The organism is Dorea sp. 210702-DFI.3.17 (genome assembly GCF_020560825.1).
Classification (GTDB): domain Bacteria; phylum Bacillota; class Clostridia; order Lachnospirales; family Lachnospiraceae; genus Dorea; species Dorea formicigenerans.
Genome location: NZ_JAJCNB010000002.1, coordinates 141,714 through 168,371 on the forward strand (window position 1 = coordinate 141,714; position 26,658 = coordinate 168,371).

A 26,658-nucleotide genomic window follows, 5' to 3' on the forward strand; every position below is an offset into this window, starting at 1 on the left:
TGAAAGGAGGGAAAACCCATGGCAGAGATTGGTCGTATAGGCCAGAAGCGGTATGGTGGAGTTTTCTATGAGGAATTTCTTCGGGAACTGCAGGGCATAAAAGGCATAAAGACGTATCGCGAGATGGCGGACAATGATGATACAGTCGGCGCCATCCTTTTTGCTATTAAAATGCTCATCCGTCATACCAAATGGAACATTGAGCCCGGAGGTGATACGGCGATAGACCGTGAGGCGGCAGAGTTTGTGGAAAGCTGCATGAATGATATGAGTACCACATGGACAGATACCATTTCGGAGATCTTATCATTCCTGACTTATGGTTGGAGCTTTCACGAAATTGTGTATAAGCGACGAATGGGAAAAAGCAGGAACAGGAAGACGAACAGCAAGTATTCTGACGGTCTGATTGGCTGGCAGAAGTTGCCGATACGTTCCCAGGATACGCTTTACCAATGGGAATTTGATGAGCACGATAACCTGATCGGCATGACGCAGCAGCCACCGCCGGACTTTGGAACGATTACAATTCCAATCAGAAAGGCAATGCTCTTCAGAACTGAGAGTGCAAAGGATAACCCGGAGGGAAGAAGCATACTGAGAAATGCGTACCGTTCCTGGTACTTCAAAAGAAGGATTCAGGAAATAGAGGCAATAGGAATCGAAAGAGACCTTGCTGGACTCCCAGTATTCCATGCTCCTGAAGGAACTGATATTTGGGATGATAAAGACGATGATATGGTAAAAATCAATGCAGCACTCATGGGAATGGTAAAATCCATTCGTCGTGATGAGTACGAAGGCTTAGTTCTTCCACATGGATTTGAATTTGAACTGGTAAGCACCGGTGGGGCAAGGCAGTTTGATACGAACGCCATTATCAACAGGTATGATACAAAGATCGCCATGACGGTATTGGCGGACTTTATCATGCTCGGACATCAAAAAGTAGGAAGTTTTGCATTGAGCTCTGATAAAACGGAGCTTTTTTCAGTTGCAATCAGTTCTTTCCTCGATGTAATCTGCGAAACATTCAATAATCAGGGCATTCCGGCACTGATTGATATAAACGGAGATCATTTCAATGGGATTTCAGATTATCCAAAGATGACTCACGGAGACATTGAAGATGTAAATGTCAAAGAGGCAGGACAGTTCATTAAGGATATGACAGGAATCGGTGTTCTTATTCCTGATGATGGACTTGAAGATTATGTTCGAGAGATCGGACATCTTCCTGAGAGGACAGCGGATTCTAGGGAGGAGAACCCTGAAAGGACAAAGCAGCAGAACAAGAACGAACCTCCGGAGGATGATGTGGAAGAGCCGGAAGACGAGGCAGAGGATGAAAAGAAAGCTGCCGAAGCGAAGAAAAGGCTTGGAAGGTAAGGTGGGAATATGGCTTTTTTGTTTAAATCACCTGCTCCGATAGGGAAGAAAAAACGCCGTTCTCCCGGAAACCTTCGACTGCTGAACATGCTTGAAAGGTATATTACAGATACGGAGGCTGTTCCAATATCGATACTGACAAAGTTCTGGGCGGATCAGGCGGCTTCGATTACCTATAAGGAGATCCGGAAGATGATTGAGGACGGAGATGTGAGCAAAGAGGACCTTGAGAATTGGTCGAAAGATTATTCGATTCTTGTCGAGGAAAAGCTGGCTCCGCTTTGGGAAGAAGCTATCATCGTTGGCCAGATCGGGAACATGATACTTGATAGCCTGAAGAATTCCGATTTTGAATTTGATCCTTCTGATGAAGGAATCAGGAAATGGATTGAACAGCGAGGAGCTGATTTTGTTACCAATTCCGTTCAGGAGCAGAAAAAAGCAATCAGACGCCTCACTGCAAAGGCTGTCCGGGAAGAATTGTCACCGGATGAACTTTCCCGTGTTATCAGACCATGCATTGGTTTGAATAGCCGGCAGGCAGAGGCAAACCTAAGATATTACAACAATATCAAGGCACAGCTGAGAAAAGAACATCCGAAAATGAAGCAGGAAACCATTGTCCGCAGGGCAAGGGATAAAGCTCTCAAGTATGCTGAAAAGCAGCACCGATACCGGGCAAAGACGATTGCATTGGATGAACTGGCAGAGGTATATAACCAGGGAGCTCATTTTGGTATCAAGCAGGCTCAGAAGAAAGGATACATAGGACATGTTCGAAAGGTTTGGGTTACAGCAAGACAGGAGAGCGTGTGTAAGTATTGTGAGGCTGTGGAAGGCGTCAGCAAGGAACTGGATGAACCGTTTGACGTTGGAAAATGTGGAATGGTACAGGTTCCTCCGGCACATCCGAGATGCCGGTGTGTACTGAAATATGTTGAAGTCAGGGAGGATAAGCAATGAAAACAGTATATGAAATCCTTGGAATCCACAAGTCCAGGGATAAAACCACTGAAAATGTGGATAACAGTGCAGATAAAGGAACGTCTGTGTTGAAAGGAAAATTTAAAATCCAGAAATCCGAAGATGAAAAGCGGCTTGCCTTCGGATGGGCGAATATCTCCATTGATGAATCAGGAGAGCAGCTCGTAGACTGGCAGCAGGATATGATTGATCCGGAAGAACTGGAAAACGCAGCATACAAATTTGTACGGCTTTACCGTGAAGGTGGAGAGATGCATGAGCGAGGAGATTGCGCCGTTCTGGTTGAAAGCGTTGTCTTTACCGAAGAGAAGATGAAAGCCATGGGGATTCCGGAAGGAACATTGCCTGTCGGCTGGTGGATTGGTTTCTTCGTTACAGACGATGATGTTTGGGAAAAAGTTAAAAACGGAACATATCCGATGTTTTCCATCGAAGGAGAAGCCGAGAGAGTTAAGGTGGAAGACAATGAGAATATTGATTGATTTTGCTCTGGTATCTTTCGGAGCAATCATCGGCGGTACCGTAATGGCATTATGTGCGATAAGCGGAAGAAACCGTGACGATGATGAAAAGTGATAATCGGAAGGCAGCGAAAGCTGTCTTTTGTATTATAAAAAATCCATGGAAGGAGGTAGGAAGGTTGGCTAAGAAATTAAAAAACTTAGAAGTCACAAAAGTCGATTTCGTTGATGAAGGAGCAAACCAGGGAGCAAACATCAAGCTGTTTAAGCGAAAAGACCAGAATGACAATCCTGTTGTAGCGGTTCCGGTGCAGGATCCGATGAAAGAGCAAAAAAGCCTTTTCAAAAGACTTATGCACTCGATCGGGAAAAGCCTCGGATTCAATGATGAGGAAATTGATAGTTTCTCGGAACCATCTGCTGACGGGAACGTACAGAAAGGAAATTCGCAGACCTTTGGAGATAAAATGACAGAGGTTAAAAGGCAGAAAGTCGCAGATGAAATCTGGAGTATCTGTTATGCTTTGCAGTCTTCTCTGCAGTCAATTCTCTATGATGAGGATCTGGAAAGAGAAAAAGCAAAAGAAATGATGGAACAGAGCATTTCAGAGTTTGATGAGATTATCGCCGAATCAGTTGAGAGCTGGTCCAATGGTAAGCTCTGCGGAATCAGGAAGTCATTGGATGATTCAGAACTTGAATCTATGAGGAAATTCAGGGACAAGTTAGATTCTGACATCCAGAAAGCAATGGAAAAACAGAGAGGAGAATTAGAAGACATGCTTAAAATCGACAAATCAAAAATGACGGCAGAAGAAAGAGCAGCCTATGATGCGATCATCAAAAAATATGCTGTCGAAACTGAGGAAGAGCCCGTTGATAAATCTAAGGTAAAACCTGGAGAAAACGAGGACGAGATGGAAGAGGAAGAAACAGAAAAAGGATGCGGAGGCGGTAAGAAACCGACTAAGAAATCTGCATCTTCCGAAGAGGGAGAAGACATCTATAAGGGACTGCACCCGCTGGTAGCAGCTGAAATTCAGCGTTTACGCAAGAGAGCTGACGAGGCGGAAGAGAGAGAGCTTATGGAAGTGGCCAAGAAGTATGAGATTATCGGCAAGAAACCGGAAGATCTCGTTCCTACTTTGAAGAGCCTGAAAGCTGCCGGAGGAACTGCATACAACGATATGATTGGTATCCTCGATTCTGCTGTTTCCATGGCAGAAGCAGGTGGAACATTCGAGGAAATCGGAAAATCTGGTCATGGAAGAACCGGAACTCCTGTTGCAAAGAGCAATTCTGAAGCGAAAATCGAGTCTATCGCAAAAGGATACATGGAGAAAGATCCTAACCTGAACCTCACAGATGCTATTGCGAAGGCATGGGAGAACAACATGGACCTGATGGCAGCTTATGAAGAAGAAGCTGGAATTTAAGGAAAGGAGATAAAAGAATGGGTAAGAATTTTAACGGAGTTCAGATGAACAACTCTCCGACTATCGTTGAGAAAGCCGGAGCAGCAATCACCGACTGCAGAAACAGAATCATGAAGTATGATGGAAACGGTGATGTGGTACTTGCTACCGCCGGAACGGATATTCCTGTAGGAATCGCTCTTATCGAGTCCGGTTACAATGACATTTCCGGTACCGAATCTGGGAAGGTTGCCAAAGGTGATGATATCGACATCCAGGTAAAAGACATTGGATTTGTCATGGCAGGAGCAACAATTACCAAAGGACAGGAAGTGGCCTGTGGAGCAAACGGACTGGCAGCAGTCGCGGCAGCAGGAGATTATGTTCTTGGCGTTGCTCTTAGTGGTGCCAGTGCAAACGGTTATTGCAAAATCCAGATTGCAAAATATCAGAAAGCCGCAGCTGCAGGCGGCGTTGACTAAATTTTAGGAGGTAAAAGTAAATGAGAAATACACCATCAGGAATTTCCGCGGAAATCGCGAAAGGCGTCTTTAGACCGCACACGGCGCTTACAAACATGGCACTGTCTTATTACCAGAACGCAGCGAATTATTTCGCAAGAGCGATCTTCTCTATTTGTCCAGTAGGCTTGTCTTCTGACAACTACTATATTTTCGATAAAGAAGATCTTCTTCGTGATAATTGGCAGAGAAAACCTGCTTATGGCAAGGTTGCTCCTGCTGTAGTATCTGAACACACTGACACATACAACTGTCAGGTAGACCAGATGATTATGGGTATCGACCAGATTCGCCAGACAGATCTTCAGAGAAGAATGGGACCGGCTATCCGTGATCCGAAGCAGCAGAGAACAAAAACGATTGCAGAACAGGCAAATATCCATCAGGATATGCTGTTTGCAGATAAGTTCTTCAAAGCAGGAGCATGGAATGACGAGTACAGCGGTGTAGACAGCACAACTGTATCCGGAAAACAGTTTATCAAGTTTTCCAATGGTAACTCTGATCCGATTAAATTCATCGATGAGAGAAAAACTGCCATGCACGAAAGCACCGGCCGCACACCGAACCGCCTTGCTCTTGGAGCAAATGTGTTCAATGAGCTTAAAAACCATCAGGCGATTCTGGAGAGAGTTAAATACGGTGGAACTACTGCGAATCCGGCTTCTGTTACAGAAAATGTTCTGGCAGAGCTGTTTGGAGTAGAGAAGCTGGTTGTCCTCAGATCTATCGCAAACAAAGCTGCGATGGGAGCTGACGCAGATATGCAGTTTATCGGAGATCCGGATGCATTCCTGCTTTCCTATGCTACCAATTCTCCTGCTATTGATGAACCGTCTGCTGGTTACATCTTCGCATGGGATATGCTTGGAAACGGTCAGATTCTTCCAATCCTGAATTACCTGGGAGAGAACGGAACACATTCCGAATATGTTGAAGGACTCATGGCTTTCGATATGAGAAAGACCGCTGACGATCTGGCAATGTTCTTCAAAGATGCAGTCTAAGAAATGGAGGTAGCTTATGAGGTTAATTGCACAGAAGCCCTGCTCATTTGGAGGTAACAAGTTTTTCATCGGCGAGGAAGTACCGGCCGAGTTAGTCACCAATCCAAAGATGCAGGAGAAGATGGGCGTTATCGCTATTGCTACGGACGGCGGAGATATTCCGAAAGAGGAACTTGCAGACATGGTAGCGACTGTTGGGCAGGTTATGTTTGAAATGCCGATTCGGCAGAAAGGCGAAACCATGTCTTTGCCCCTCAATGAGGAACAGTTGTCCCAGGCTATTGAAATTATGCAGATGAGCACAAACGATGCGAAAGAGGCTATTAAAGGGCTCACGGATGAAAATGTGCTTATCCTGCTTAATGCCTGTGATTCCAGAAAGGCTATCAAGGACCTTACAGAATCCGTGGCAATAGGACTTGAAGAGGCACCGGAAGAAGATGACGCTCCAGAGGAGGAAAGTGCAGGTGAGGAATAATGGCTGGTACATACAGTTATGATCCTGCAAAGCTGGAAGAAGAGGGGAAGGACTTCATGAGATTCCAGCTCGGAGATACCATGGTAGAGGGCAAAGAGAAAACCTGTGCTTTGACTGATGAAGAGTACAATGCGATTCTGAAGATGCACAGTAACTGGAAAAGAGCGAAACTTGCATGTATCGAATCTATTTTCCGGAGATTTTCTTATGAGCCTGATACCGCAACAGGTCCACTTTCATTTCAGTTTGGGGCTCGGGCGAAGTTGTGGCAGGAAGAGTATGAGAAATTGAAAAAAGATCTCTCGAAATCCTGCCTTTCTGTCGGCGCCATATCAGCACAGGGAGGATGCGGAAAACCACCGTATTTCTATACAGGCATGATGTCCCACGAAAAAGAGGGAGGTTAATATGATGTATCTCCGACCAGGGAATCTTGAAAAAGATTTCATTGTGAAACGAAAAAAGACTGATATATCTGATACCGGAACACCTTATTCAGGCTATGTGGACACCGGTCTTCTGGTAAGTGGCGTCCTTGCGGATGCTGATAAGAACCAGAGTGACCGGAAGAAACATTTATGGAATCAGGATCAGCACTCTCTTACGCATACGATTGTAAGCAAAGGAGAACCTGTTGCAAAGAAAGGAGACCTGTTGGCAATGGATGATCGGTATTTCCTCATCCTTCTGGTTGATGATACAGGAGCGTTGGGAATTGCCACCATCTATTATGCAGAGGAAAGGAATGATTTGAGATGACACCGGGAGAAGCACCAGAGGCTATCAAAAAGGCTGTTCAGGAATCCGTCAGGGAAACAAATCATAAGACCATGCAGAAAGCATTCAGGGTATCCAATGCAATGCGAAACAGCGTCATAGAAGTATTGACAAATCCAAGTCCATCTCCTCCGGGAAGTCCTCCTGGAGTTCGGAGTGGATTTCTGCGGAGGGCATGGAAAACTGGTGTCCGCAACAATGGCGGTTCCGGCGGTGGCGTTTCGATTGTAGCTTATGCTGATGCAAAGGCTCATTACGCCGGTTATCTGCAAGACGGAACAAAGAAAATGGCGGCAAGACCATTTGTTGATCCAATTCTTGAGGATGTACAGCCGGAAGTTGATGCTATTTTCGCAGATTTTTAAGGAGGTAGGGAATGTTAATCGTAAAAGAACCTACAGAAAAGTTTAACACCGAAGAAATTCGGAGAGGAACCCTGGTCTATGCGAAGCATAAAACATGGGAGAATGGAGAAAAAGGGTTTGTTACAACAGCAAGTGAAGATGAAGTGATTGTGCAGTATCCGCCAAAGATCGGAAATGTCACAAATCACTTTTTTTTACGGGCAGAAGAGGTTGCGAAAGGAGACTGGGAAGTCCGTTATACAAACGATATGGAGACGATAGTCACATATCCGGAAGGAGGAACCAATGAACCTGAAACAGCTGATTTATAAGAGGCTTGTCCATGCGAAAGATATTGGAGGCCTGCTTGCAAAATACGCCGGACACCCGGCTGTCTTCGACACTGAAGCTCCGGATGATAAGCAGGACGGATGGGAAGGGAAAACGCAGTACCCAAGGCTCAATATCGTCCTCGATATGCAGGCAAATGAGGAACGTTCAAGCGTAGGCTCATTAACTATCACCATCTATACGGAACGCACGTCTATGGTCATTTTAGAGATTGAATCACTGGTGAAAACCTGCTTCAGGGATTTGCTTATTTCACCGGAAGACGGAGGACCGTACAGTTTTGCATGGGCGAGAACAGATCCTTTTTCGATTGAAGGAACGAATGTTATCGGACAGGATGTTACTTTTGACATTATGGAATACTCCGCTCAAGAGACCACGGATCCAGATCCGATTGTTGCACTTTCGAGGTATATTAAAAAACTATACCCCGATTCGATTGTGCTTGGCGTGGATCCGGTCGGAGAGTTTACCGAGGCATCCGTTACACCGATCTTTTACAGTCGCCTTGTCACTATGGATAAGGCGACTGGACACAACATGAATATTGTTACATGGATGGACTGCAGAATGGCAGTCCATCTTTTATGCCCTGACAAGGCAATGAACCTGAAAATGCTGGCAGCAGTCATGCAGAAAATCTCCGTTGACGAGAAAATTATCCTTCTGGATAACTCCCCAATGAATATATCAGAGGTTCAGATCGACAAACAGGCAGATTACCTGAAACAGGGGCAGCTATATGTAACTGGGCGGTTTGGAGTCCTGAAATACAAGGAAAAACCGCATGCGATCGAAAGCATTATCACTATGTAAGGAGGGAAAGCAATGGCAGAAAAGAAAGAGCCTATGGCCAAAGCTGCTCCACAGCAGACTGCGGAAAAGAAAGAGCCTAAAGGCATTCTGTATCCTGCGGAAGAGCTCGCAAAGGCGGCTCATCGCTTTAACACAAAGGAAGAGTGTGTGGTTGCTGCACTCAAATACTTCGGTAAGAAAGAAGCGACCATCAAAGAAACGGAAGAATTAGTAAAGAAATTCTTGCAGAAGGAGGTCAAATAATGGCTGGAACATTTATTATCGGCGAAACCAAAATTCGCCCGGGAACCTATTTCAATATTCAGAAAGTAGGAGGAAACCAGCTCGCCGGTGCTGATGACGGTACAACGGCTGTTTTCTTTAAAGCTGATTTCGGACCACTGAACGAAGTGGTTGAGATCGCACCTGGAGATGGATACGAAAAAGTATTCGGTACAGCAGGAACAACGGATGCCATTCGTGAAGTTCTGGCGGCAGGGGTAAAGAAAGCCCTGTGCTGTAGAGTTGGAAAAGGCGGAACTGTTGCGAATACAAAACTGAAGACCGCAGGAGATGTGCCTCCGGCCAAGGACGCACTGTCCATCACAGCGAAGCATCCGGGAACAAAGGCGTTCTCTATCGAGGTTAGAGAGAAACTTTCTGATACTTCTCTGAAGGAGTGCATTATCTATGCCGGCACAAAAGAATTTGAGAAGTTCGAATTTGCCGCAGGAGAAGAGGAAGACGAGGTTAAGAATCTGGCAGCAGCATTCGTGAACTCTCAGAACTTTGCATGCGAGATCTTGGACAGTGCAACAGGAGTTCTTGCTGAAACAGAAATCACAGCATTTACCCCTGGAACAGATCCAACAGTATCTACAGAAGATTACAGTACTGCATTTTCAGCGGCAGAAGCATACCGCTTTAATACGGCTTGCGTGGATACTGAGGAAACTGCTGTGCACCTGCTCCTCGCTTCTTTCATTGACCGTATCTTCAATGCGGGACAGCTCGGACTTGCCATTGTTGCTGAGAAAAATACGGTTTCTCTGGATGACAGAATGGATCACGCCGCCGGATTCAACAGTGAAAAGATGCACTACGTTGTCAATGCGTCTGTAGAAGAATCCGGAGAAAAAGTGGAAGGTTATCTGGTTGCGGCCAGAATTGCCGGTCTGATTGCTGCGTGTCCTTCCAATAAATCCCTTACTCATTCTGTAATCAGCGGATTCACAAAACTTGTGGATGTGCTGACTCCTACTCAGATTACCAATGCTGAGAAAAAGGGATGTATCGTACTGAGCACGAACACCACGGGACAGATCTGGATTGACAGTGCGATCAACACGCTGGTAACTCCGTCTGACAATCAGGATGACGGATGGAAGAAAATCCGCAGAACAAAAACCAGATATGAGCTTATTACTCGCTGCAATGACCAGGCAGACAGCCTGATCGGAAAAGTGGACAACGATACCAACGGAAGAGCAACGGTTGTAAGCCAGCTGCAGGGTATCGTTAATGCCATGGTAAATGAAGGAAAACTGGTGTCCGGTACTGTTACCGAGAATACCCTCTATACATCTGATGGAGATTACGCATATTTCGATATTTCCGTAATCGACAAGGATTCCATCGAACACATTTACCTGACATATAAATTCCAGTTCAGCAGCAGAACAGATGAATAAAGAAGGAGGATTAGACAATGGCAATCAATGAAAGAGCATCATCTGATGCACGCCACGCCCGTACCGGCAAAGATGCGGGCCTGTATGACGGAGACGGAACTCTCCTTGCCAGCATGGAAACATTTGCATCCAAAGCTACTTACAACAATGTTAAGTACCGCCCGCTTGGAGATCCGCAGGAACATGAGACATCCGATTCCTATGGAATCACTATTACTGTAACTGAGATCGTCATTGAGGATATTGATATGTTCAAGACCTTAATGGAATCCATGAAAACAGGTGTTACACCGCAGTTTGTATTCCAGGGCGTACTGATCGGTCTTAACGGTTCAGAAGAACGTGTGGTTTACAGAGAATGCATCCCGTCCGGAGACATCGATCTTCAGAATGTAGCAAACGGAGATGTGATCAAACGTAACTGGAGTTTCTTCGTAAACGGAAAACCGGATCTGCAGAAGGAACTTTCTATTTAATCAATATGTTTACAGGTGGGGCGAGAGAATCGCCCCATTATTTTTAAGGAGGAAGAATCATGGCGAAATTAACAAGCGTAAACGGAAAACCGGAAGAAAACATTGAGGAAGAAGTAAGAGAGGAAACTTTCTCTGCAGAGGAAACAAAGAACCAGCTCAGAGTGAAAGAAGATGACTTTATCGCTGGAATGCTGTCAGCTGCAGCTTATAAATCAGAGGAAGTATCTCAGATTGACATCGTAAGAGGCGGAAAGCTGTTCTTCTCATTCCGGATCCACGCTCTTGGAGAGGAAGAGGCGAACAAGAGCCGCAAAAAGCATACGAAGTATGTTCGTAACAAACAGATCGGAGTCAAATTCGCAGAGGAAACTGACAATGCGAAGTTCCGTTCTTCCCTCATTTACCATGCGACTGTTGAGGAAGACAGAAATAAGCTGTGGGACAACAAGCAGGTATGGAATGGACTGATTGCTCAGGGACACCAGATCGTAACCGCTCTGGATGTTATCGAGGCTGTTCTGCTCGGCGGTGAAAAAGACCGCATTATTGATGAAATCAATAAGATGAGTGGATTCAATTCTGAGAATATCGAAGAAGTGGAAAACAATCTTGAAGATGTTACAAAAAACTGATTCGCGCCGGCGGTAAAGTAACGCTTTTACATCAGATCTTCCAGCGGACCGGAATAACACCGGATGAGGTTTATTCCAAGACACCGGGAGTAAGGGCGTTTATGTTTGCGTCTATGATGGTTCGCCTTGAAGACGATGAGAAGGGAGGTGCGGCAAATGGCGGCTAAGGTCATAAAGATTGAGATCCCTATTGAAACACAGGATAAGACTGATCCGGCGCTCGGTAGTGTGACGGCGAAGATGGAAGACTTGGATAATGCGGCGAAAAATGCTCAGAAGAGTATGGACAGTGCATCGAAAAGTGCTTCTGGATTTGAAAAATCACTCGGAAAAAGCATGGATAATGTCTCGAAGAAAGCCTCCGGGTTTGAAAAATCACTCGGTTCTGTGACAAAGCAGAAGTGGCAGATACTCCTTGAGGCAAAGGATAAAATCACTCCTACCGTAAAGCAGGCGATTACATACGTTAAGAGCCTGAGCAGTAAGGCTTGGCGAGTGACTCTGAAAGCAGTTGACCTTGTTACTTCACCTGTAAAAAGAGTATTCGGACTCTTGAAAAGCCCGCTTGTAGCCGCAGGAGTTACCATATCGGCTGGCGCGGGCATTGCCAGTACCGTAAAGACGTATGCAGAGTTTGAAGCTGCTATGAGCCAGGTAAAGGCTATTTCCGGAGCCACTGGAGAAGAATTTACACAGCTTACAGAAAAAGCAAAGCAAATGGGTGCCACCACGAAGTTTACAGCGGCACAGAGCGCGGAGGCCTTTAACTACATGGCTATGGCGGGATGGAAAGCCTCAGACATGATGAGTGGTATCGAAGGTATCATGAACCTGGCAGCAGCCAGCGGAGAAGATCTCGGAACCACATCAGATATTGTTACTGACGCACTTACCGCTTTCAACCTGAAAGCATCCGATTCCACACACTTTGCAGACGTCTTGGCGCAGGCCTCCGCAAATGCAAATACCAATGTATCTAAAATGGGACAGACATTCCAATACGTTGCTCCTGTTGCGGGTGCGATGGGATATAGCATTGAGGACACGGCACTGGCGATCGGACTTATGGCAAATGCTGGTATCAAAGGAGAAAAAGCAGGTACTGCACTCCGTTCTATCTTTACGAGATTGTCGGATCCTCCTTCAGATGCAGCAGAAGCTATTGAAAAGCTCGGATTGAGCATTACGAATACAGACGGAAGTATGAGACCTCTGAACGATGTTATGAAAGATCTCAGAAAGAGTTTTGCAGGGCTCACTCAGGAACAGAAGGTTCAGATGGCATCTCAGCTGGCCGGACAGGAGGCCATGTCAGGTCTTCTTGCTCTGGTAAATGCTTCTGAGGAAGACTACAACAAATTGGCAGAAGCTATCGGAAATGCAGATGGAGCATCGAAGAAGATGGCAGATACAATGCTGGATAACTTATCCGGTAAATGGACTTTGTTTAAGTCTGCTCTTGACGGTGTAAAAATATCTCTCGGAGAGAGATTTAAGCCGTATCTTATGGATGCCCTTGATTGGATGATAGAAAAAATGCCTGATATAGAAGATACACTCCTTCTTACCATGGATAGGATTGATGAATTTGTGGACCACACAAAAGAAAAAATATCTGAATTTACTGGTACGAAGGAATGGCAGGATGCTGACTTATTCGGAAAGATAAAGATTGGATGGGATAAGCTGATTGCCGAACCGTTTTCTGAATGGTGGGATTCATCCGGAAAACAAAAGATAATGTTAAAAGCTGAAGATATTGGAAAAGGACTTGGATCTGGAATATCGGCCGGAATCCTTACACTACTCGGAATCGACGTAGGTTCTACGATTGATGAGGGTGCAACTATAGGGCGGCAGTTCGCAAGCGGATTCGTAAGTGGATTCAATGCGTCTGAGATTCAATCTGCTATTGGCAGTGCTATTTCCGGAATCTTCAAAAATGCAGGAAAAATATTTACCGGTGACGCAGATCTGTCTTCCTGGTTATCTGCAGCACTTGTTGCGAAAGTTGCAACACCTCTTTTGGGTGCCGGTATCAAAGGAGTTAAACTCGGAAAGACGATATTCGGAAGTGGAGAAGGCGGATTAGGACTTGGAAGTGCTATTATCGGATCTGCAGCGGCAGGAACAGGACTGAAAGGCCTTGGAGCATCTGCCGGTATGTTTGGTCTGAAAATCGGTTCTACAGCAACTACGGGAGCCGGACTTATTGCTTCTGGTGCAGCAGCGGCCGGAGGCGGGGTTGTCGGAGGAGCAACACTCATAAGTGGAGGAATTGACGCTTATCATGCAATTAAATCCGATGAGGCGGCAGAAAAGAAGGCTTATGGAACATCAGCAGGATTAAAAGTTGGTGGCGTTGCCGGCGGAGCGGCTTTAGGAGCTGCAATCGGTAGCGTTATTCCTGGACTCGGAACGGTTGTCGGAGGCTTAATTGGTGCAGGAATCGGTGGTATTGCCGGCTGGTTCGGCGGAAATAAGGTCAAAGAAGACTACGAGGAGACAAAGCAGGCCGCAGAAGAAGCGGCAGCGGCAGCGGAGCTTATGGAGCAGAAATCAAAGTATGCCCTGGAAGGTTCCCGGTTTGAAAATTCCAAGCTGAAAGACGCATTCAATGACACAACAGTATCTGCAGAGAGGTTTGCCTCTATGATGCAAGAGGCGGCGTCTAAGAAAGTGCAGGACAGCTTTGGAAATATCAAATTATCCGTAAAAGAAATTAAGGATGCTGCAAAGCAGATTGTCTTCGGAGATCAGGAACAGGCATTTACGAAATTTTCAAGTGCGGCCAGTGACGCACAGAATTCTCTTGCGAATCTCCAGAGCTCAGTAAGCACAATGGATAAGTTGAATTGGAAAGCGTCACTCGGAATGAAGTTTGATGACAATGAAATATCTGAGTATATCGCAGGCGTTGACAATATGCTCTCGAGTGCATCGCAGTACCTGGAGGACAAGCACTATCAGGCGAAAGCCGCAATAGATCTGCTTGTGGAGCCGGGGAACGAAACCGACATGACTACCGGATTGAATGCCATGTATGCAGATATGCAGTCCAAGATAGAAAGCCTTGGAAAAGATCTTCATGCAAAAGTCAATGTTGCTCTTGAAGACGGAGTTATTACGCTGGATGAGCAGGATGAGATTACCAATTTACAGAATCAGATTACGGATATTACCAATCAAATCAGCCAGGCGGAGACCGAAGCAAGTTTCCAAAGCCTGAAGATTAAATATTCTGGTGCATCCCTCGATTCGGATTCTTTCGCAAATCTGGTTGCTGAAATCCAGACGAACGTTCAGGAGGCGGCTCAGTCTTATGACGATGCTTTGGAGGTTTCTCTTACAAACCTTAATCTGCAGCTACAGAGCGGTGCTATAAATCAGGAGCAGTTCGATGCACAGTTACAGGCTCTTACAGAAGGGTATCAGGCAAAGATAACTGACCTGTCCGTGAGGGTAGAGAGTTTTGAATTGCAGTCGATAGCTGATGCTTTCGGAAGTGAGCTGGACGGAATCTTACCGGATATAGAAGGAACGGTAGCTGAAAAGCTCGGAACCGCAATGCACAATGCTATGGCGGCAGGAGTTGATGTGGAGAACTGGGATGTTTCTACAGCTTCACAATGGCTCGACCTTGATGGACTTTCTGCGGAAACGCAGTCCGCTATCACCGAGTTAATGAGCCAGGTTGCAGCTTCTCTGCCTGATCAGATGAGCTCTGCACTTTCCGGAACCGATATAGACATGAGCGACAGTGTAAACAGTATGGTGAATTCATCTATTGATAATGTTGATCTGTCTGGTGCCGGAGAAACCCTTATGGGAAAAGTCAATGAAAGTATGAATGGGCTGGATATGTCTGAATCCGGAGCAGGATTGCAGGATAGTTTACAGACTTCTCTGCTGACGTCTCTTGAAAATGTGGACCTTTCCGGAGCAGGGGAAACGCTGAATGCAAAACTCGGAGAATCAATGGCTTCGCTCGATATGTCTGAGTCTGGTTCTGGACTTCAGGAAAGCATACAAAGTTCCATTACTTCTTCGATAGAGGGAGTGGATTTGACTGAGGCGGCATCCAGCTTGAATACAAGCCTTTCGGCAGCACTGTCATCGGCAGAAAGTATAGATACAACAGGATTCGCAACTGCCCTGCAGAGTAGCATTGCAGGATCTGTGCAGGGACTTGATTACTCTGGAGTTACATCAGCGGTCGGAACTGGAATATCGAATGCTATCACAGCAACCATGGGAACAATCCAAGGTGCTATTTCTACACTTTACAGTGATGTTGGAGCTGCGATAAACAGTGCTTTCGCCGCAGGTTTCACAACAACAACAACGGTTACGATCACAGTAAACTATAAGCTTGCAAATCCGACGGCTACTATCAGCTTCAGCGGCGGTGGATCCGGATCAGCAACTGTTTCAGGAAGTATTGCTTCTAATGCAAATGGAGGATTCTCTTATGGTCCAGAGCTGACATGGTGGGGAGAAGATGGTCCAGAGGTAATTATTCCTCTAGGCAGTAAACGTCGAAGGAGAGGTCTTGAGTTATGGGCACAAGCCGGACAGATACTCGGGATTCCACAGCACGCAGAAGGCGGCATGATAGGAAATCCTGCATCTGCAGCTACTTACTATGATTACACCGCACAAAATGCAATACAGGCCATTTCGGAAGAGGACAGCGATACTTCTGAACCGATTCCGACAAGTGTTCGGCATGAAGGCGAAAGTGGAACAAAAGAAGTAAAACTCAATGTGAATGTGAATCCGCAGTTTGTAATTTCAGGCGGCGGTGGACAGAGCGATGAGGATATCATGAGAATCATAAAGAGCCACTTCAAGGAGCTGGCTGATGATCTGGGCGGAGAGCTGGCAGACCGCCTCGGAGAAGTATTCTCAAATATGCCAGTGAACGCATAAGGAGGCATGGAATGGACATTTATCTTACCGAAACGGGAAGTGGAGGCAGAAGGTTTACATTTCCTAGCCTCCCGGAACGTATCAGAGTGAAAAACTCAACAAATTATCAGTCCTTCGACATTCTATCAATGGGGACTATTAAAATTCCAAAAGGAATGACACCAACTACGATTTCGTGGGAAGGTGTCTTTTTTGGTGAAGCAAAGAAGAAGGAATCTATTGTGAAAACATGGGTAAAACCTTCTGAATGCGAAAAAACGTTACAAAACTGGCAGGAAAAGGGCACCGTACTCAGGCTGATGGTGACTGGAACGAATATCAATATCGATGTTACGATCAGTTCCTTTACCTGTGAGGAAGTAGGAGGATTCGGAAACAAAGAGTACAAGATTGAGTTCATCCGGTATAAGTATCTGAAGATCTATACCACTGATGAGTTGAAGATTGTCAAATTTGTAAAGAAAACGAATACCAGACCTGCTCCGGCGGCGCCTGCAAACAAAGGTACATATACCGTAAAATCGGGAGACAACCTTTGGTCCATTGCCAGAAAATATTACGGTGGCAGCGGTTCTAACTGGAAGAAGATCTACGATGCAAACAAATCCGTCATTGAATCTACGGCGAACAGGTACCGTGGAGGGCGGGGAAGTGACTGCGGACATTGGATTTATCCGGGAACCGTACTTACCATTCCAAACTAAGGAGGTGCTGGAATGATTGATATTGCAAACGTTCAGTACCGCCTAGTGATAATGGATGAAAAAGGAAAGCAGTACAACATCAAGGATTATGTGGATGATTTGGGGTGGGAACAGGGAGAAAAAGAACTGTCCACCCGAATCTCCTTTACCACGAGGAATGAGAAGTCCACACAAGGTCTGCTGTCTTCGATAGCAAAGCTCGGATGTCTTGTTGGAATATTTGCTACGGATGGAAAAAAAGATGAAGAGGTTGCCAGGGGGTATATCACAACCTGGAAACCGAGTTATTCTTCGGACAGTGACCGGTTTGATGTGAAATGCTATGACAACCTGTATAATTTGCAGGAAAGCCAAGACAACATATATTATTCTTCCGGAATCGGAACAAAGTCGGCGATTATGAAGATATTTGACAACTGGGAGATTCCTCTCGGCTCTTACAGCGGTCCGAATGAAACCCATGCAAAGCTCGCTTACAAATCAGAAAGTCTTGCATATGTGATTCTGGATATTCTGGATGATGCGTATAAAAAGGGCGGAACAAAATGTGTGGTTCAGGATCGAGGTGGTAAAGTGTATGTGGTTCCATATGCCAACAATAAGGTGGTTTACCACTTTGAGGCAGATAACACAAAAACAATATCCCATAAAAGAAGCACTGAGGGAATGATTACAAGGGTGAAGATCATCGGCCAGGAAGATGATGACGGAAGAAGTAGTGTTGAGGCAACGATGAACGGCAAAACAAAATATGGCGTTCGTCAAAAAATTGTAACAAGAGGAAAAGATGACAGCCTTGAAGATGCAAAGTTTTCTGCTCAGGAAATATTGGATGACAAAGGAGAGATTCAGGAAGAGATTACCGTACAGGCTCCGGATATTCCGTGGACACGGAAAGGAGATCTTGTTCATGTTACGGCCGGAACAGTAGATGGTTACTATTATGTGATCGGAATCCGGCATGATGCAGATAACAAGATTATGACACTTGACCTGCATATTCCTTATCCGGAATACGAGAAGAAGACAGCTGCTCCGAAGAAAAACTATAATGTCGGAGATATTGTCAACTTCCATGGAGGAAAGCATTATGTTTCTTCTTATCCTGGTTCTCAGGGATACAGCGTAGGACCTGGAAAGGCTAAGATTACTATTAAAAACGGTTCCGGAAAAGCGCACCCATGGCATCTTGTGACAGAAAACTGGGGACAGACGCATGTTTGGGGCTGGGTAGATGAAGGAAGTTTTGATTAGAGGAGGTGTTTTATATGGCGTTTGATAATCACGCCGGAGCGAATAAGCTTGCCAGGACGTTAAGTAATCGTATGAAAAATGAATCAAAGAGCTCTCTGGTTCTTGATTTTGGCTCAATCAATTCTGATTACAGCCTTACAACAAACACTTTCCCTGTGAAAATTCCGAAAAAAGACTACACAGTCTGCAGACATATAAGCGGAATGTCCCTTGGTACTTCTGGCGGATCTCATGGAGGACATGAGTACGGAGATGGAAGTCATTCGCATTCTATTCCGGTACCAAAGCTGAAACCTGGAGACAGAGTGCTTGTGGCGTGGATACAGAGTGAAGCGGTTGTTGTAGACGTCATAGTATCTGCAAGTTCGCTTTAGTGGAGGTGGTATTTATGGCGTCTGAAAATGCTTTATTCCCGGTAGAAGAATCTCCAGAATTCATACAGGAAAGCGAAGAACGAGATAATCAGTATCGATATACGGTCGCATGGGATGTGGAAAAAGGAGATTTCATACTGGACGGTAAAAACCGAATGGAAACTTGCAACGGTATGGAAGGTTATAAAGTGTGGTGCTGTAAAATGGCTCTCACACAGAGATATGCCTGCCTTGCATATCCGGATGAAATAGGCACCGAACTTGACGAGGCTTTGAATGAGCCGGATGAGGAGGCGGTGCAGTCGGCTTTGGAAAGGACCATAACCGAAGCCCTTATGGTAAATCCCAGGACAGAATATGTTCGAGGTTTTACTTTTGAATGGAACGGAGACAATGTCAGCTGTTCCTTTATTGTAAAAGGCATAGAAAATGAAGAATTTCAGGTAACTATATAGGAGGTGATGAGAGTGGGAATGGAATTCACACCGCCGGAGTTTATTGACAATAACACGCCGGAGGAAATTCAAAGCAGAATGATGAATGCTCTTCCTGAAGGCATAGATGATATGCCCGGTGGTTTCCCTTATGATTTTACAATGCCTACGGCGATTGAAAAATCGGAGCTGATTCAGTTCCATCTGGTCCGAACGCTTATGCTCATGTTCCCCCAGTTCGCATGGGGAGAATGGCTGGATCTTCACGCCTCGGTTGCCGGAGTGCAGAGGAAACCGCCTGGTTATGCCAGCGGAGAAGTTACCGTTACCGGAGAGGCAGGAACTGTTATCATGGAGGGATCTATATTTTGTACAGCATCCACAGATGACAGTCCTTCTCTTGAATATGCAGCAGATCATACGGTAATCATTCCGGAGGGGGGCACTGTAAAGGTGCCTGTTACTGCTGTGAATCCTGGTAAGGAATCGAATACAAAGGCAAAAACCGTTACTTTTTCTCTTACCACTATCAAAGGTCTATCAAAAGTAGAAAACGAAGATTGGATTTCTGGTGGAACAGACGAAGAAAGTGATGAGGCATTGTGGGAACGTATCGATATGGAATACAAAGCAGAAGGAGCTTCGTTCATCGGAAATGATAATGATTATGAACGGTGGGCAAAAGAGGTCACTGGAATTGGAGACTGTATCGTTATTCCTGCAAGTGAAGAGAATCCGGGTGTTGTAAAACTTGTCCTTGTGGATTCAAATGGATCGCCGGCCAACAAGGTTCTTGTTCAGGCGGTCTATGACCATATCGTATCTCCGAATGACAGGAGTAAAAGGATCCTTCCGACAGGTTGTGCAAAGCTGATTGTAGAAGCTGCTGAAACAAAGACAATCTCATATACCTGCACAGGTCTTGTTTATGATGAGACCACGGATATTGAGCAGATCTCGAAAGAGTTCAAAGAACTTGTCGCTCAGGAGTATATCGATGCGAAGAAAGATGGAATGTTGATATACAATCAGGTCCGGGCACTCATCACAGACATTCCGGGAGTATCAGATTTTGACACATTCCTTATGAACGGGAAAGAGGAAAATATTGTTCTCGGAAAAGAAGAGTATGCTGCAACTGGCGACACGAATTTCAGTTAAGGGGGAATGTTTATGAATCTTGAACAGTTTCCAACTTCTGAAACAGCAAAAAAGATGCTCAGCTATATTACCGGCAATGGATTTTATGATAATTCTTATGTCGGGAAATGGATATTCCAGGTCATGGGCGAAGAGATGGGCGATGCGAGAGCGATCATTGATGAGTTGCCTTTACAAGCATTTGTCGAAACAGCCACATGGGGACTACGGTACCATGAGGAAAAGTACGGGCTGCCGATCAGGGAAAACCTTTCTCCTGATGAAAGACGGAAAATTATCCTGGAGAAGAGAGATTTAAAGGCACCGATGAGTCCGTGGAGAATGGAGAAAATCATAAGCGGTATTCTTGGATGTACCGTTGATGTCGTTGATATAAACGAACCTGGCAGTAAAATCAGCCATCCGAATATGTTTATTGTTTATCTTGAAGGAGAAGGAGAATTCAGCCTCGGAAAAGCAGTAGAGAAATTGGATGAAGTTAAGCAGTCGCATACGTTCTATGAATTGCGTGTGAGGATTGCAAAATTTATTTTGGATGAGAAGTTTTTCTGGAAAAACATCATCCGTACAAACTTTACATGGTGGGACGCCTGCTTGGACGGGCGGGAACTTCTTGACGGAAGTATCCTGCTTGACGCAAGGCACCCGCCGTTTTTTATACCTTATTTTTCCATTATTGCGAAAAATACGGAGATCTTCAGGAGTGATGTGGTAAGAAACCGCCTGATCGGTATTGGAGAGTATGGAAATATTTCTGCAAAAGCATTTTACCGGGCCTCTGTATCGTGGTGGGATTTATGTCTTGATGGCAAGTATCTGCTCGATGGCAGCTGCATTATGAATGCAGTAAGGTCTCCGTTTTTTGGTGTTGCCTATCGCAATTCCATATCGCATGAGGAGAGCTTTTTTTATGGAAAGGCAATCCATACAGTATCTCCAATCATAAATCAGAACACAGGTCATTTTAGAGACGTACAAAGGGCAAAATTCCTTTGGACTGACTACACGATAACACTTGACGGAGAAAAAACTCTGGACGGAAGTATTTGTCTGAATCAGGATTCTCCGCCGGAAATAAGCGGAATCAGAAACAGAGCTGTGATTGAACATGAGGAGATCTTCAATGTAACGATGTATAACCCGGCCGATTCCATGTTTCTTGATGGAGCATGTATGCTGGACGGAACAAAAAAACTTAACTCTGGAAGGGAGGAATTGTGATGGCAGGAACAACTGTTACCACGAAAGCAAAAAAGAAAATGCTTCAGGCGAGGGCTGGAATTGCCCCGCTTAGCAAAATTGTAGGAATGGCGTTTGGTACCGGCGGCGTGAATACTTCTGATGTGATTGTACCGCATTCCCCGGATCAGAATGCTCTGCACAGCGAGGTGCTGAGAAAGGAAGTGGATGGATACGAGGTAGTGTCTGATACCTGTATCCGATACAAATGCACCCTCACAGAAAGCGAATTGGCAAATACATATATTTCTGAAATCGGTCTTTATGATGCAGATGGAGATATGGTTGCCATGAAAGCCTTTATGAAGAAAGGTAAGGATTCGGATATGGAGGTTGTATTCGAGTGCGAAGATACTTTCTAACGTATTTCGATATTTTGCAACTTGTTAAGCACAAAAAGTAATAGAAGATTATCATAAGGAGGTAGAATATGTCGAATTTTGATATAAGTGGCGCTGTATTCAATGACCAGCTGCGGATGTTGGAGACAACGGATCCTGCACATGCAGATATGTTCAACGCCCTGTTTGGACAGCTCATCCAGAATGATGTAGCTCTCAGAGATGCGGCCAGCATATTCGCTAAGAACAAAAATGAGCAGGCACTTTTCCTGCTGAACCTCAGAAGGACCGGAAAACGGTATGGAGTTCATTTCAACGCATACAATGTAAGCCCGGCTTCAGAAGGAACCAGACTGTATGATGCAGTTGGAAAAGTGGCTATTCCATCAACGGACACTGTAAGGAATCGAAACGATTTCGAGGGAGAGTCTGTTTTTTACGGTCTTGAAGTAAATGGATCTGTGGGAACGGATGGTGAATTCGTAGTTCAGTACATCAAAGGAATTGACAATGAATTCTCTAGAGAAGACTACGATGTGTATATCCTGTTCCTGACACAGTGGATTGAGTTGAGCATCGACGCAAACGGAGAAAACCTGGTAATCTCTGATGAAAAATTTCCCGGTTCTTTCCCGGAAGGAGCGGCAATCAGACCGGATGGAACAGTTCGACCGTTTGTGGCCATGGCTAAATACATGGCAGCAGATAATGATGACGGAGTGGCGTCTTCCATTACCGGAAGAAATGCAGAACATAATCAGGGCCACAACGCTGCTCTTACAAGATTTCATGAAAAGGGAACACAGTATTGCGGAACTACTGCACAGGATAAATCTCACATGGACAACCTTTTCCTGGTTGCGTTTGCCACAAGGAATTCACAGTCTGTAATGGCAGGATGTACTTCCTATTATTATCAGTATGCAGCGACCATACAGGAATCCGATGTTGAGAGAATTATCATCTCAAAAGCACAGGCGGCGACTCTTGTTGTTGGCTCCGTTGTTTCTATTGGAAATGCTACTGCATTAACTTCCGGAACGCCAAATATCGATCGTGGACAGTCGGGAATGCACGCAAAAGCGAATCGTGTAAAGATCGTATCCATTGAAGATTACGATGGAGAAAATAGTGCTGTGAATGTTGATAACAGTGGCCAGAAGTTTTCTACTGCATCGACAATTGTTAGTGACGTTGAATGTCCGACGTATATCAGTACAATGCCTTGGATGACTGGTGCGTGCGATAATGTTTTGGCTTCATGCGGATCTCCTGTAAGTAATACAAATGGGAAATTCCCATATATACTGTTTGGGGTTGAATTATCAATTGGATTCTGGGAACTCATTTCGAATGTGATTATGAAAATCACAAACCATGTGATGATTCCTTATATTTGTTATGACTGCACCAAATTGGCAACATCAGTTACATCTGATTATATAGCTGTTGGATATTCTGTTGCTGATACGCAGCAGTCATATAAATATATCAGTAAACTCGGATATGATCCTGATAATCCGTCTGTTCGTCACGGGGTGGAAGTGGATGCGACAAGTTCGACTGGATATGCAGATGGACAGTACACAGAAAAACTTGATCAAGTTTCGGATACGACAAGGGCTTGGTTTTCCGGCGGCTCCTTGGGCAACGGGACTACCGCCGGCCGCTTCTACGCGAACTTGCACAGCTCCCTGTCCACCGCGTACTGGGGCCGTGCCGCCCGTCTTTCTGCTTCTGGACGCTGCGCCCAAAAGGCGACAGCGTAGGGGGTGAATTGCGAAGCAAGAGGGGCTCTCCCCTCAGATATTTATAACAATATAATAAGGACTCACACTACAAGTGGCTTGGTTTTCCGGCGGCAACTTGAACAACGGGACTAACGCCGGCCGCTTCTACGCGAACTTGAACAACTCCCTGTCCAACGCGAACTGGAACCATGCCGCCCGTATTTCTGAAATGGATTGCATTTTCGTAGTGTGTTTCGCCGCTCTTGAAGCGGCCCTATACAGGCTTAGGCGGAATGCCTAAAATTCTTGAACCAGCATCGGCTGTCAGGCACCTGGCAGCCGGCTCCGTGACGAATAGGGCATGGATGGGGGTTAGTAGTAAAACCGAAAGCCCTTGAATACAGAAAGAAAGAGGACTGGTTGTGAAAACGTATTGTAAAAGAAAGGATGTATCAGACGTTGCTTTTGTAAAGGAAAGTATCAGCGAATTCCTCCTTGACAGGCTGGATAAGAGTAATGTGGCGAAATTATTCGCATATTACAATGGAATCAGTAACACGAAATCAAGAAAATGTATCAATGATTCCAAGGAGTTTGTGGAAGGTACTATTGAATGTATAGCTGCAGACATTTCCGAAAATATCCGGAACAGGACCGTTGTTGATCATATCCTCTTGGTCACTCCGAATGAACCACTTGTAAAGTATGTGGAAATTGTGGATGGATTGAGTGGAAAGAAACGGGAATTGGGGATAGAAAAGCTGATATTCCAGCTGTATGAAACGATTATACGGGATGCTACAAAAGAGATGTTTGAGGCAAAGATCGGTGAGTACCAGGTAGCCTCCATAAAAGGCAGGGGGCAGTCTTATGGAAAGAAGCACATAAAACGATGGATTTCTTCGGATCCGGAAGGAACGAAGTATTGCGGAAAAGCGGACGTCCAAAAGTGTTATCCGAGTATGCCTCACGATAAACTGAAGGCTCTGTTACATAGAGATCTCCGGAAGTCTGATATGCTTCTATATCTTTTCGATACGATTATTTATTTGTATGACTATGCGAATGAGCTGCTTGGACGTAATGACTGCTTGGGAAAAGGTATTCTCATCGGTTCCCCGGTGTCAAAAGATCTTTGCAACTATTATATGTCATACCTGTATCACTATATCAATGAAAAGCTATTTGAAAAAACCGTTCGCCGAGGAAAAGAGAAATTAACGAGGCTCGTTTCTCATGTCATGATTTATATGGATGACATCGTGGTGTTCGGAGGAAACAAGAAGCATATACACAAAGCAATGGAAATGATTGTGGCATTCACAAGGGATTTCCTGGGCCTCGTAATAAAGCCTACATGGCAGAAATTCTTGGTAAGCTATAAAACGAACCAAGGAAAAACAAAGGGCAGAAATCTCGATTTTATGGGGTTTGTGTTCTGCGGCATGGAGGCATTTTACCGCATATATGACGGAACAAAGAAGAGGTTGAAGCGTGTAAAGGTTATTGTTCGTGACAGCATTTTCCTAAGAGGGAGAAGAAAATTCTCTAAACTTATAAAGAAAATTAAAAATAGGAGGACTGTGTCGAAACATTATGCCATGTCCCTCCTTGCATACCATGGATGGATTAAAAATACGGATTCTTTTCAGTTCCAGTCATCTGTCATGTGGAAAGAAATTATTGGTATCGCAAGGAATATTGTGAGTAGAAGTGAAAAAGGAAAGCCATATACTTGCGATAAGTATTATCAGAAATGGAGGACATTATATGCATAAAACGAACAGCCCTGTTCCGCAGGGAAGAATTACCTATGTTATTCTGCCGGACGGATCGGCGGACATCTGGATTCGTTCAAATGAGGTTGAGTTACCGGAAACCGAGGAAGGACCGGGAGGATATGAGGCTGATGAGGTTTATTGTAAGATCTCTTCTGCAGAGATTGCTCCGGAATCTGAGATTGAGGCCGATGTGGATTTTTGGTTTGAAAATCTGAAAGATCTTGAAGAAGGAGCAAACGCAGATTTCCTTGCAAAAGAGAATTATCGTTCTGTTGTTAGAAGTGCTATTTCAGCTGCCTGTGAACACACTATTTATGAAGGTGTCGATGTAGAGCTGAGCACCGGAGTGGAGCATTTCTCTCTTACGAGTACCGATCAGACGAACCTTTTCGGAAAACAGGCAGAGCTTTCTGCTGGTGCTGAGAAATGCGCATACCATAGAGATGCGGATGAAACAGGTACAAAACCTTGTGTTTACTACCCGGCGGCAGATATGCAGAAAATCATTGCTACTGCCATGGCGTTTGTTACCTACAACACCACATACTGCAATAGTATGTTCGTTTGGCTTGATAATTTGACCAAGGCTTCTGAAATGGCGGCACTTTTTTATGGTGCAGATATTCCGGAGGAGTATCAGTCGGAAGTCCTTTCCGACTATTTGAGCCAGATTGGAGCATAGTATGAAGGCGTTATTAAAGTATCTCTTCCTGTTCATCGTAGGCGGCATTATTTATTTCTGCATTGAAACACTTTGGAGAGGATACAGCCATTGGGCGATGATCGGCGTCGGAGGCGTATGTTTCATTCTCTGTGGTCTGCTCAATGAAGTGTTTAAGTGGGATACTGTAATATGGAAACAGATGCTCATATGCAGCATAATCATAACGGCCGTAGAGTTTACAAGCGGTCTGATTCTGAATGTGTGGCTCGGTCTTGGAATATGGGACTACAGCAATATGCCGTTTAACATCCTCGGCCAGATCTGCTTACCATTCACTTTGCTGTGGTATGTACTATCTGCTCCGGCGATTATCCTTGATGATTATCTGAGATATTGGATTTTCGGGGAAGAGAAACCACATTATATTTGGAGGATGCAGTAATGCAAGAACACGATACCGATCTCCTTGAAATTTTAAACACATATATGGACCTTGCGGAAAAGCAGGAAGAAGTTATATACCGGCTGACACAGATTGTGAAGAAGCAGGCGAACGAACTCAGTCATATTAGAAGCCTGTATGGATTTTTCCAAGAAGAAACACCGCAGGATATTGAGGATGAAAACCTTGCGAAAGAGGCATTAAGTCAATATGAAGAAATGAAACAAGGAGACTTTTAAAGAGCTGAACAGGCTCTTTTTTTAATGGAGGGATTGCTATGA

General features: G+C 44.9%; 29 protein-coding genes. All 29 read left to right on the forward strand.

Features of this window, described 5'->3' with window-relative positions; genetic code table 11:
* Window positions 1-18: 18 nt before the first annotated feature.
* The 29 genes from LI149_RS03115 (at window position 19) to LI149_RS03255 (ending at window position 26,616) form a co-directional block, all read left to right on the forward strand.
* The gene (locus tag LI149_RS03115; RefSeq protein WP_101872135.1) at window positions 19-1,389 is read left to right on the forward strand and encodes a hypothetical protein; all 1,371 of its coding nucleotides are present in this window, start codon (window positions 19-21) and stop codon (window positions 1,387-1,389) included.
* Between the two features lie 9 nt (window positions 1,390-1,398).
* Complete coding sequence (locus LI149_RS03120; RefSeq protein WP_101872134.1) at window positions 1,399-2,352, forward strand: phage minor head protein; 954 nt, start codon at window positions 1,399-1,401, stop codon at window positions 2,350-2,352.
* A complete protein-coding gene (locus LI149_RS03125) occupies window positions 2,349-2,855 on the forward strand; it encodes an XkdF-like putative serine protease domain-containing protein (protein WP_101872133.1) in 507 nt (168 codons plus the stop codon). Before LI149_RS03120 ends, LI149_RS03125 begins: the two co-directional genes overlap by 4 nt.
* Window positions 2,856-3,013: 158 nt before the next feature.
* Window positions 3,014-4,270 carry a hypothetical protein gene (locus LI149_RS03130; RefSeq protein ID WP_101872180.1) on the forward strand — a complete coding sequence of 419 codons (1,257 nt, stop codon included), beginning with the start codon at window positions 3,014-3,016 and terminating at the stop codon, window positions 4,268-4,270.
* Between the two features lie 17 nt (window positions 4,271-4,287).
* Window positions 4,288-4,731 (forward strand): hypothetical protein, encoded by a 444-nt coding sequence (locus tag LI149_RS03135; protein WP_101872132.1) that lies wholly within the window; start codon window positions 4,288-4,290, stop codon window positions 4,729-4,731.
* A 20-nt stretch (window positions 4,732-4,751) separates the two neighbouring features.
* Window positions 4,752-5,777 (forward strand): hypothetical protein, encoded by a 1,026-nt coding sequence (locus LI149_RS03140; RefSeq protein ID WP_101872131.1) that lies wholly within the window; start codon window positions 4,752-4,754, stop codon window positions 5,775-5,777.
* 16 nt (window positions 5,778-5,793) lie between these two features.
* On the forward strand, window positions 5,794-6,255 hold the full coding sequence (locus LI149_RS03145) for a hypothetical protein (protein ID WP_101872130.1): 462 nt from the start codon (window positions 5,794-5,796) through the stop codon (window positions 6,253-6,255).
* Window positions 6,255-6,662 carry a hypothetical protein gene (locus LI149_RS03150; protein WP_101872129.1) on the forward strand — a complete coding sequence of 136 codons (408 nt, stop codon included), beginning with the start codon at window positions 6,255-6,257 and terminating at the stop codon, window positions 6,660-6,662. Before LI149_RS03145 ends, LI149_RS03150 begins: the two co-directional genes overlap by 1 nt.
* A gap of 43 nt (window positions 6,663-6,705) precedes the next feature.
* On the forward strand, window positions 6,706-7,014 hold the full coding sequence (locus tag LI149_RS03155; RefSeq protein ID WP_227142952.1) for a hypothetical protein: 309 nt from the start codon (window positions 6,706-6,708) through the stop codon (window positions 7,012-7,014).
* Window positions 7,011-7,397, forward strand: a complete 387-nt coding sequence (locus LI149_RS03160) for an HK97-gp10 family putative phage morphogenesis protein (RefSeq protein ID WP_101872127.1) — start codon at window positions 7,011-7,013, stop codon at window positions 7,395-7,397. Before LI149_RS03155 ends, LI149_RS03160 begins: the two co-directional genes overlap by 4 nt.
* A gap of 11 nt (window positions 7,398-7,408) precedes the next feature.
* The gene (locus LI149_RS03165; protein ID WP_215663836.1) at window positions 7,409-7,708 is read left to right on the forward strand and encodes a DUF5026 domain-containing protein; all 300 of its coding nucleotides are present in this window, start codon (window positions 7,409-7,411) and stop codon (window positions 7,706-7,708) included.
* Window positions 7,683-8,543: a hypothetical protein gene (locus tag LI149_RS03170; RefSeq protein WP_227142953.1), complete on the forward strand. Its 861-nt coding sequence runs from the start codon at window positions 7,683-7,685 to the stop codon at window positions 8,541-8,543. Before LI149_RS03165 ends, LI149_RS03170 begins: the two co-directional genes overlap by 26 nt.
* Window positions 8,544-8,555: 12 nt before the next feature.
* Window positions 8,556-8,786, forward strand: a complete 231-nt coding sequence (locus LI149_RS03175; RefSeq protein ID WP_215663840.1) for a hypothetical protein — start codon at window positions 8,556-8,558, stop codon at window positions 8,784-8,786.
* The gene (locus tag LI149_RS03180) at window positions 8,786-10,213 is read left to right on the forward strand and encodes a phage tail sheath subtilisin-like domain-containing protein (RefSeq protein ID WP_215720389.1); all 1,428 of its coding nucleotides are present in this window, start codon (window positions 8,786-8,788) and stop codon (window positions 10,211-10,213) included. Before LI149_RS03175 ends, LI149_RS03180 begins: the two co-directional genes overlap by 1 nt.
* A 17-nt stretch (window positions 10,214-10,230) precedes the next feature.
* Window positions 10,231-10,689, forward strand: coding sequence for a hypothetical protein (locus tag LI149_RS03185; RefSeq protein WP_227142954.1), 459 nt, complete (start codon window positions 10,231-10,233; stop codon window positions 10,687-10,689).
* A 59-nt stretch (window positions 10,690-10,748) separates the two neighbouring features.
* Entirely contained in the window at window positions 10,749-11,321 is a 573-nt protein-coding gene (locus tag LI149_RS03190) for a hypothetical protein (protein WP_227142955.1), read from the forward strand.
* Between the two features lie 156 nt (window positions 11,322-11,477).
* On the forward strand, window positions 11,478-16,253 hold the full coding sequence (locus tag LI149_RS03195; protein WP_227142956.1) for a phage tail tape measure protein: 4,776 nt from the start codon (window positions 11,478-11,480) through the stop codon (window positions 16,251-16,253).
* A gap of 11 nt (window positions 16,254-16,264) precedes the next feature.
* Window positions 16,265-16,957, forward strand: coding sequence for a LysM peptidoglycan-binding domain-containing protein (locus tag LI149_RS03200; RefSeq protein WP_101872120.1), 693 nt, complete (start codon window positions 16,265-16,267; stop codon window positions 16,955-16,957).
* Window positions 16,958-16,969: 12 nt separating this feature from the next.
* On the forward strand, window positions 16,970-18,211 hold the full coding sequence (locus LI149_RS03205; RefSeq protein ID WP_101872119.1) for a hypothetical protein: 1,242 nt from the start codon (window positions 16,970-16,972) through the stop codon (window positions 18,209-18,211).
* A gap of 14 nt (window positions 18,212-18,225) precedes the next feature.
* A complete protein-coding gene (locus LI149_RS03210; protein ID WP_101872118.1) occupies window positions 18,226-18,585 on the forward strand; it encodes a hypothetical protein in 360 nt (119 codons plus the stop codon).
* 14 nt (window positions 18,586-18,599) lie between these two features.
* On the forward strand, window positions 18,600-19,040 hold the full coding sequence (locus LI149_RS03215) for a DUF2634 domain-containing protein (protein WP_101872117.1): 441 nt from the start codon (window positions 18,600-18,602) through the stop codon (window positions 19,038-19,040).
* 18 nt (window positions 19,041-19,058) lie between these two features.
* Window positions 19,059-20,180, forward strand: coding sequence for a baseplate J/gp47 family protein (locus LI149_RS03220; protein ID WP_227142975.1), 1,122 nt, complete (start codon window positions 19,059-19,061; stop codon window positions 20,178-20,180).
* Between the two features lie 12 nt (window positions 20,181-20,192).
* Window positions 20,193-21,401: a putative phage tail protein gene (locus LI149_RS03225; RefSeq protein WP_227142957.1), complete on the forward strand. Its 1,209-nt coding sequence runs from the start codon at window positions 20,193-20,195 to the stop codon at window positions 21,399-21,401.
* The gene (locus LI149_RS03230; RefSeq protein ID WP_101872114.1) at window positions 21,401-21,781 is read left to right on the forward strand and encodes a phage tail protein; all 381 of its coding nucleotides are present in this window, start codon (window positions 21,401-21,403) and stop codon (window positions 21,779-21,781) included. The genes LI149_RS03225 and LI149_RS03230 overlap by 1 nt, the downstream gene beginning before the upstream one ends.
* Before the next feature lie 68 nt (window positions 21,782-21,849).
* Complete coding sequence (locus LI149_RS03235) at window positions 21,850-23,529, forward strand: hypothetical protein (RefSeq protein WP_227142958.1); 1,680 nt, start codon at window positions 21,850-21,852, stop codon at window positions 23,527-23,529.
* Between the two features lie 383 nt (window positions 23,530-23,912).
* The gene (locus LI149_RS03240; protein WP_227142959.1) at window positions 23,913-25,268 is read left to right on the forward strand and encodes a reverse transcriptase domain-containing protein; all 1,356 of its coding nucleotides are present in this window, start codon (window positions 23,913-23,915) and stop codon (window positions 25,266-25,268) included.
* Window positions 25,261-25,953 (forward strand): hypothetical protein, encoded by a 693-nt coding sequence (locus LI149_RS03245; RefSeq protein ID WP_101872111.1) that lies wholly within the window; start codon window positions 25,261-25,263, stop codon window positions 25,951-25,953. Before LI149_RS03240 ends, LI149_RS03245 begins: the two co-directional genes overlap by 8 nt.
* A gap of 1 nt (window position 25,954) precedes the next feature.
* Window positions 25,955-26,377 (forward strand): hypothetical protein, encoded by a 423-nt coding sequence (locus LI149_RS03250; protein WP_101872110.1) that lies wholly within the window; start codon window positions 25,955-25,957, stop codon window positions 26,375-26,377.
* Window positions 26,377-26,616, forward strand: coding sequence for a hypothetical protein (locus tag LI149_RS03255; protein ID WP_101872109.1), 240 nt, complete (start codon window positions 26,377-26,379; stop codon window positions 26,614-26,616). The genes LI149_RS03250 and LI149_RS03255 overlap by 1 nt, the downstream gene beginning before the upstream one ends.
* Window positions 26,617-26,658 lie beyond the last annotated feature (42 nt).

Excerpts from the sequence above, each read along its gene's own strand:
- LI149_RS03170 (WP_227142953.1), top strand. The coding sequence starts at position 7,683 with ATGAACCTGAAACAGCTGATTTATAAGAGGCTTGTCCATGCGAAAGAT.
- LI149_RS03120 (WP_101872134.1), top strand. The coding sequence starts at position 1,399 with ATGGCTTTTTTGTTTAAATCACCTGCTCCGATAGGGAAGAAAAAACGC.
- LI149_RS03135 (WP_101872132.1), top strand. The coding sequence starts at position 4,288 with ATGGGTAAGAATTTTAACGGAGTTCAGATGAACAACTCTCCGACTATC.
- LI149_RS03220 (WP_227142975.1), top strand. The coding sequence starts at position 19,059 with ATGGAATTCACACCGCCGGAGTTTATTGACAATAACACGCCGGAGGAA.
- LI149_RS03185 (WP_227142954.1), top strand. The coding sequence starts at position 10,231 with ATGGCAATCAATGAAAGAGCATCATCTGATGCACGCCACGCCCGTACC.
- LI149_RS03140 (WP_101872131.1), top strand. The coding sequence starts at position 4,752 with ATGAGAAATACACCATCAGGAATTTCCGCGGAAATCGCGAAAGGCGTC.
- LI149_RS03195 (WP_227142956.1), top strand. The coding sequence starts at position 11,478 with ATGGCGGCTAAGGTCATAAAGATTGAGATCCCTATTGAAACACAGGAT.
- LI149_RS03165 (WP_215663836.1), top strand. The coding sequence starts at position 7,409 with ATGTTAATCGTAAAAGAACCTACAGAAAAGTTTAACACCGAAGAAATT.
- LI149_RS03125 (WP_101872133.1), top strand. The coding sequence starts at position 2,349 with ATGAAAACAGTATATGAAATCCTTGGAATCCACAAGTCCAGGGATAAA.
- LI149_RS03210 (WP_101872118.1), top strand. The coding sequence starts at position 18,226 with ATGGCGTTTGATAATCACGCCGGAGCGAATAAGCTTGCCAGGACGTTA.
- LI149_RS03230 (WP_101872114.1), top strand. The coding sequence starts at position 21,401 with ATGGCAGGAACAACTGTTACCACGAAAGCAAAAAAGAAAATGCTTCAG.
- LI149_RS03190 (WP_227142955.1), top strand. The coding sequence starts at position 10,749 with ATGGCGAAATTAACAAGCGTAAACGGAAAACCGGAAGAAAACATTGAG.
- LI149_RS03245 (WP_101872111.1), top strand. The coding sequence starts at position 25,261 with ATGCATAAAACGAACAGCCCTGTTCCGCAGGGAAGAATTACCTATGTT.
- LI149_RS03235 (WP_227142958.1), top strand. The coding sequence starts at position 21,850 with ATGTCGAATTTTGATATAAGTGGCGCTGTATTCAATGACCAGCTGCGG.
- LI149_RS03180 (WP_215720389.1), top strand. The coding sequence starts at position 8,786 with ATGGCTGGAACATTTATTATCGGCGAAACCAAAATTCGCCCGGGAACC.
- LI149_RS03255 (WP_101872109.1), top strand. The coding sequence starts at position 26,377 with ATGCAAGAACACGATACCGATCTCCTTGAAATTTTAAACACATATATG.
- LI149_RS03250 (WP_101872110.1), top strand. The coding sequence starts at position 25,955 with ATGAAGGCGTTATTAAAGTATCTCTTCCTGTTCATCGTAGGCGGCATT.
- LI149_RS03205 (WP_101872119.1), top strand. The coding sequence starts at position 16,970 with ATGATTGATATTGCAAACGTTCAGTACCGCCTAGTGATAATGGATGAA.
- LI149_RS03145 (WP_101872130.1), top strand. The coding sequence starts at position 5,794 with ATGAGGTTAATTGCACAGAAGCCCTGCTCATTTGGAGGTAACAAGTTT.
- LI149_RS03160 (WP_101872127.1), top strand. The coding sequence starts at position 7,011 with ATGACACCGGGAGAAGCACCAGAGGCTATCAAAAAGGCTGTTCAGGAA.
- LI149_RS03175 (WP_215663840.1), top strand. The coding sequence starts at position 8,556 with ATGGCAGAAAAGAAAGAGCCTATGGCCAAAGCTGCTCCACAGCAGACT.
- LI149_RS03150 (WP_101872129.1), top strand. The coding sequence starts at position 6,255 with ATGGCTGGTACATACAGTTATGATCCTGCAAAGCTGGAAGAAGAGGGG.
- LI149_RS03215 (WP_101872117.1), top strand. The coding sequence starts at position 18,600 with ATGGCGTCTGAAAATGCTTTATTCCCGGTAGAAGAATCTCCAGAATTC.
- LI149_RS03225 (WP_227142957.1), top strand. The coding sequence starts at position 20,193 with ATGAATCTTGAACAGTTTCCAACTTCTGAAACAGCAAAAAAGATGCTC.
- LI149_RS03200 (WP_101872120.1), top strand. The coding sequence starts at position 16,265 with ATGGACATTTATCTTACCGAAACGGGAAGTGGAGGCAGAAGGTTTACA.
- LI149_RS03115 (WP_101872135.1), top strand. The coding sequence starts at position 19 with ATGGCAGAGATTGGTCGTATAGGCCAGAAGCGGTATGGTGGAGTTTTC.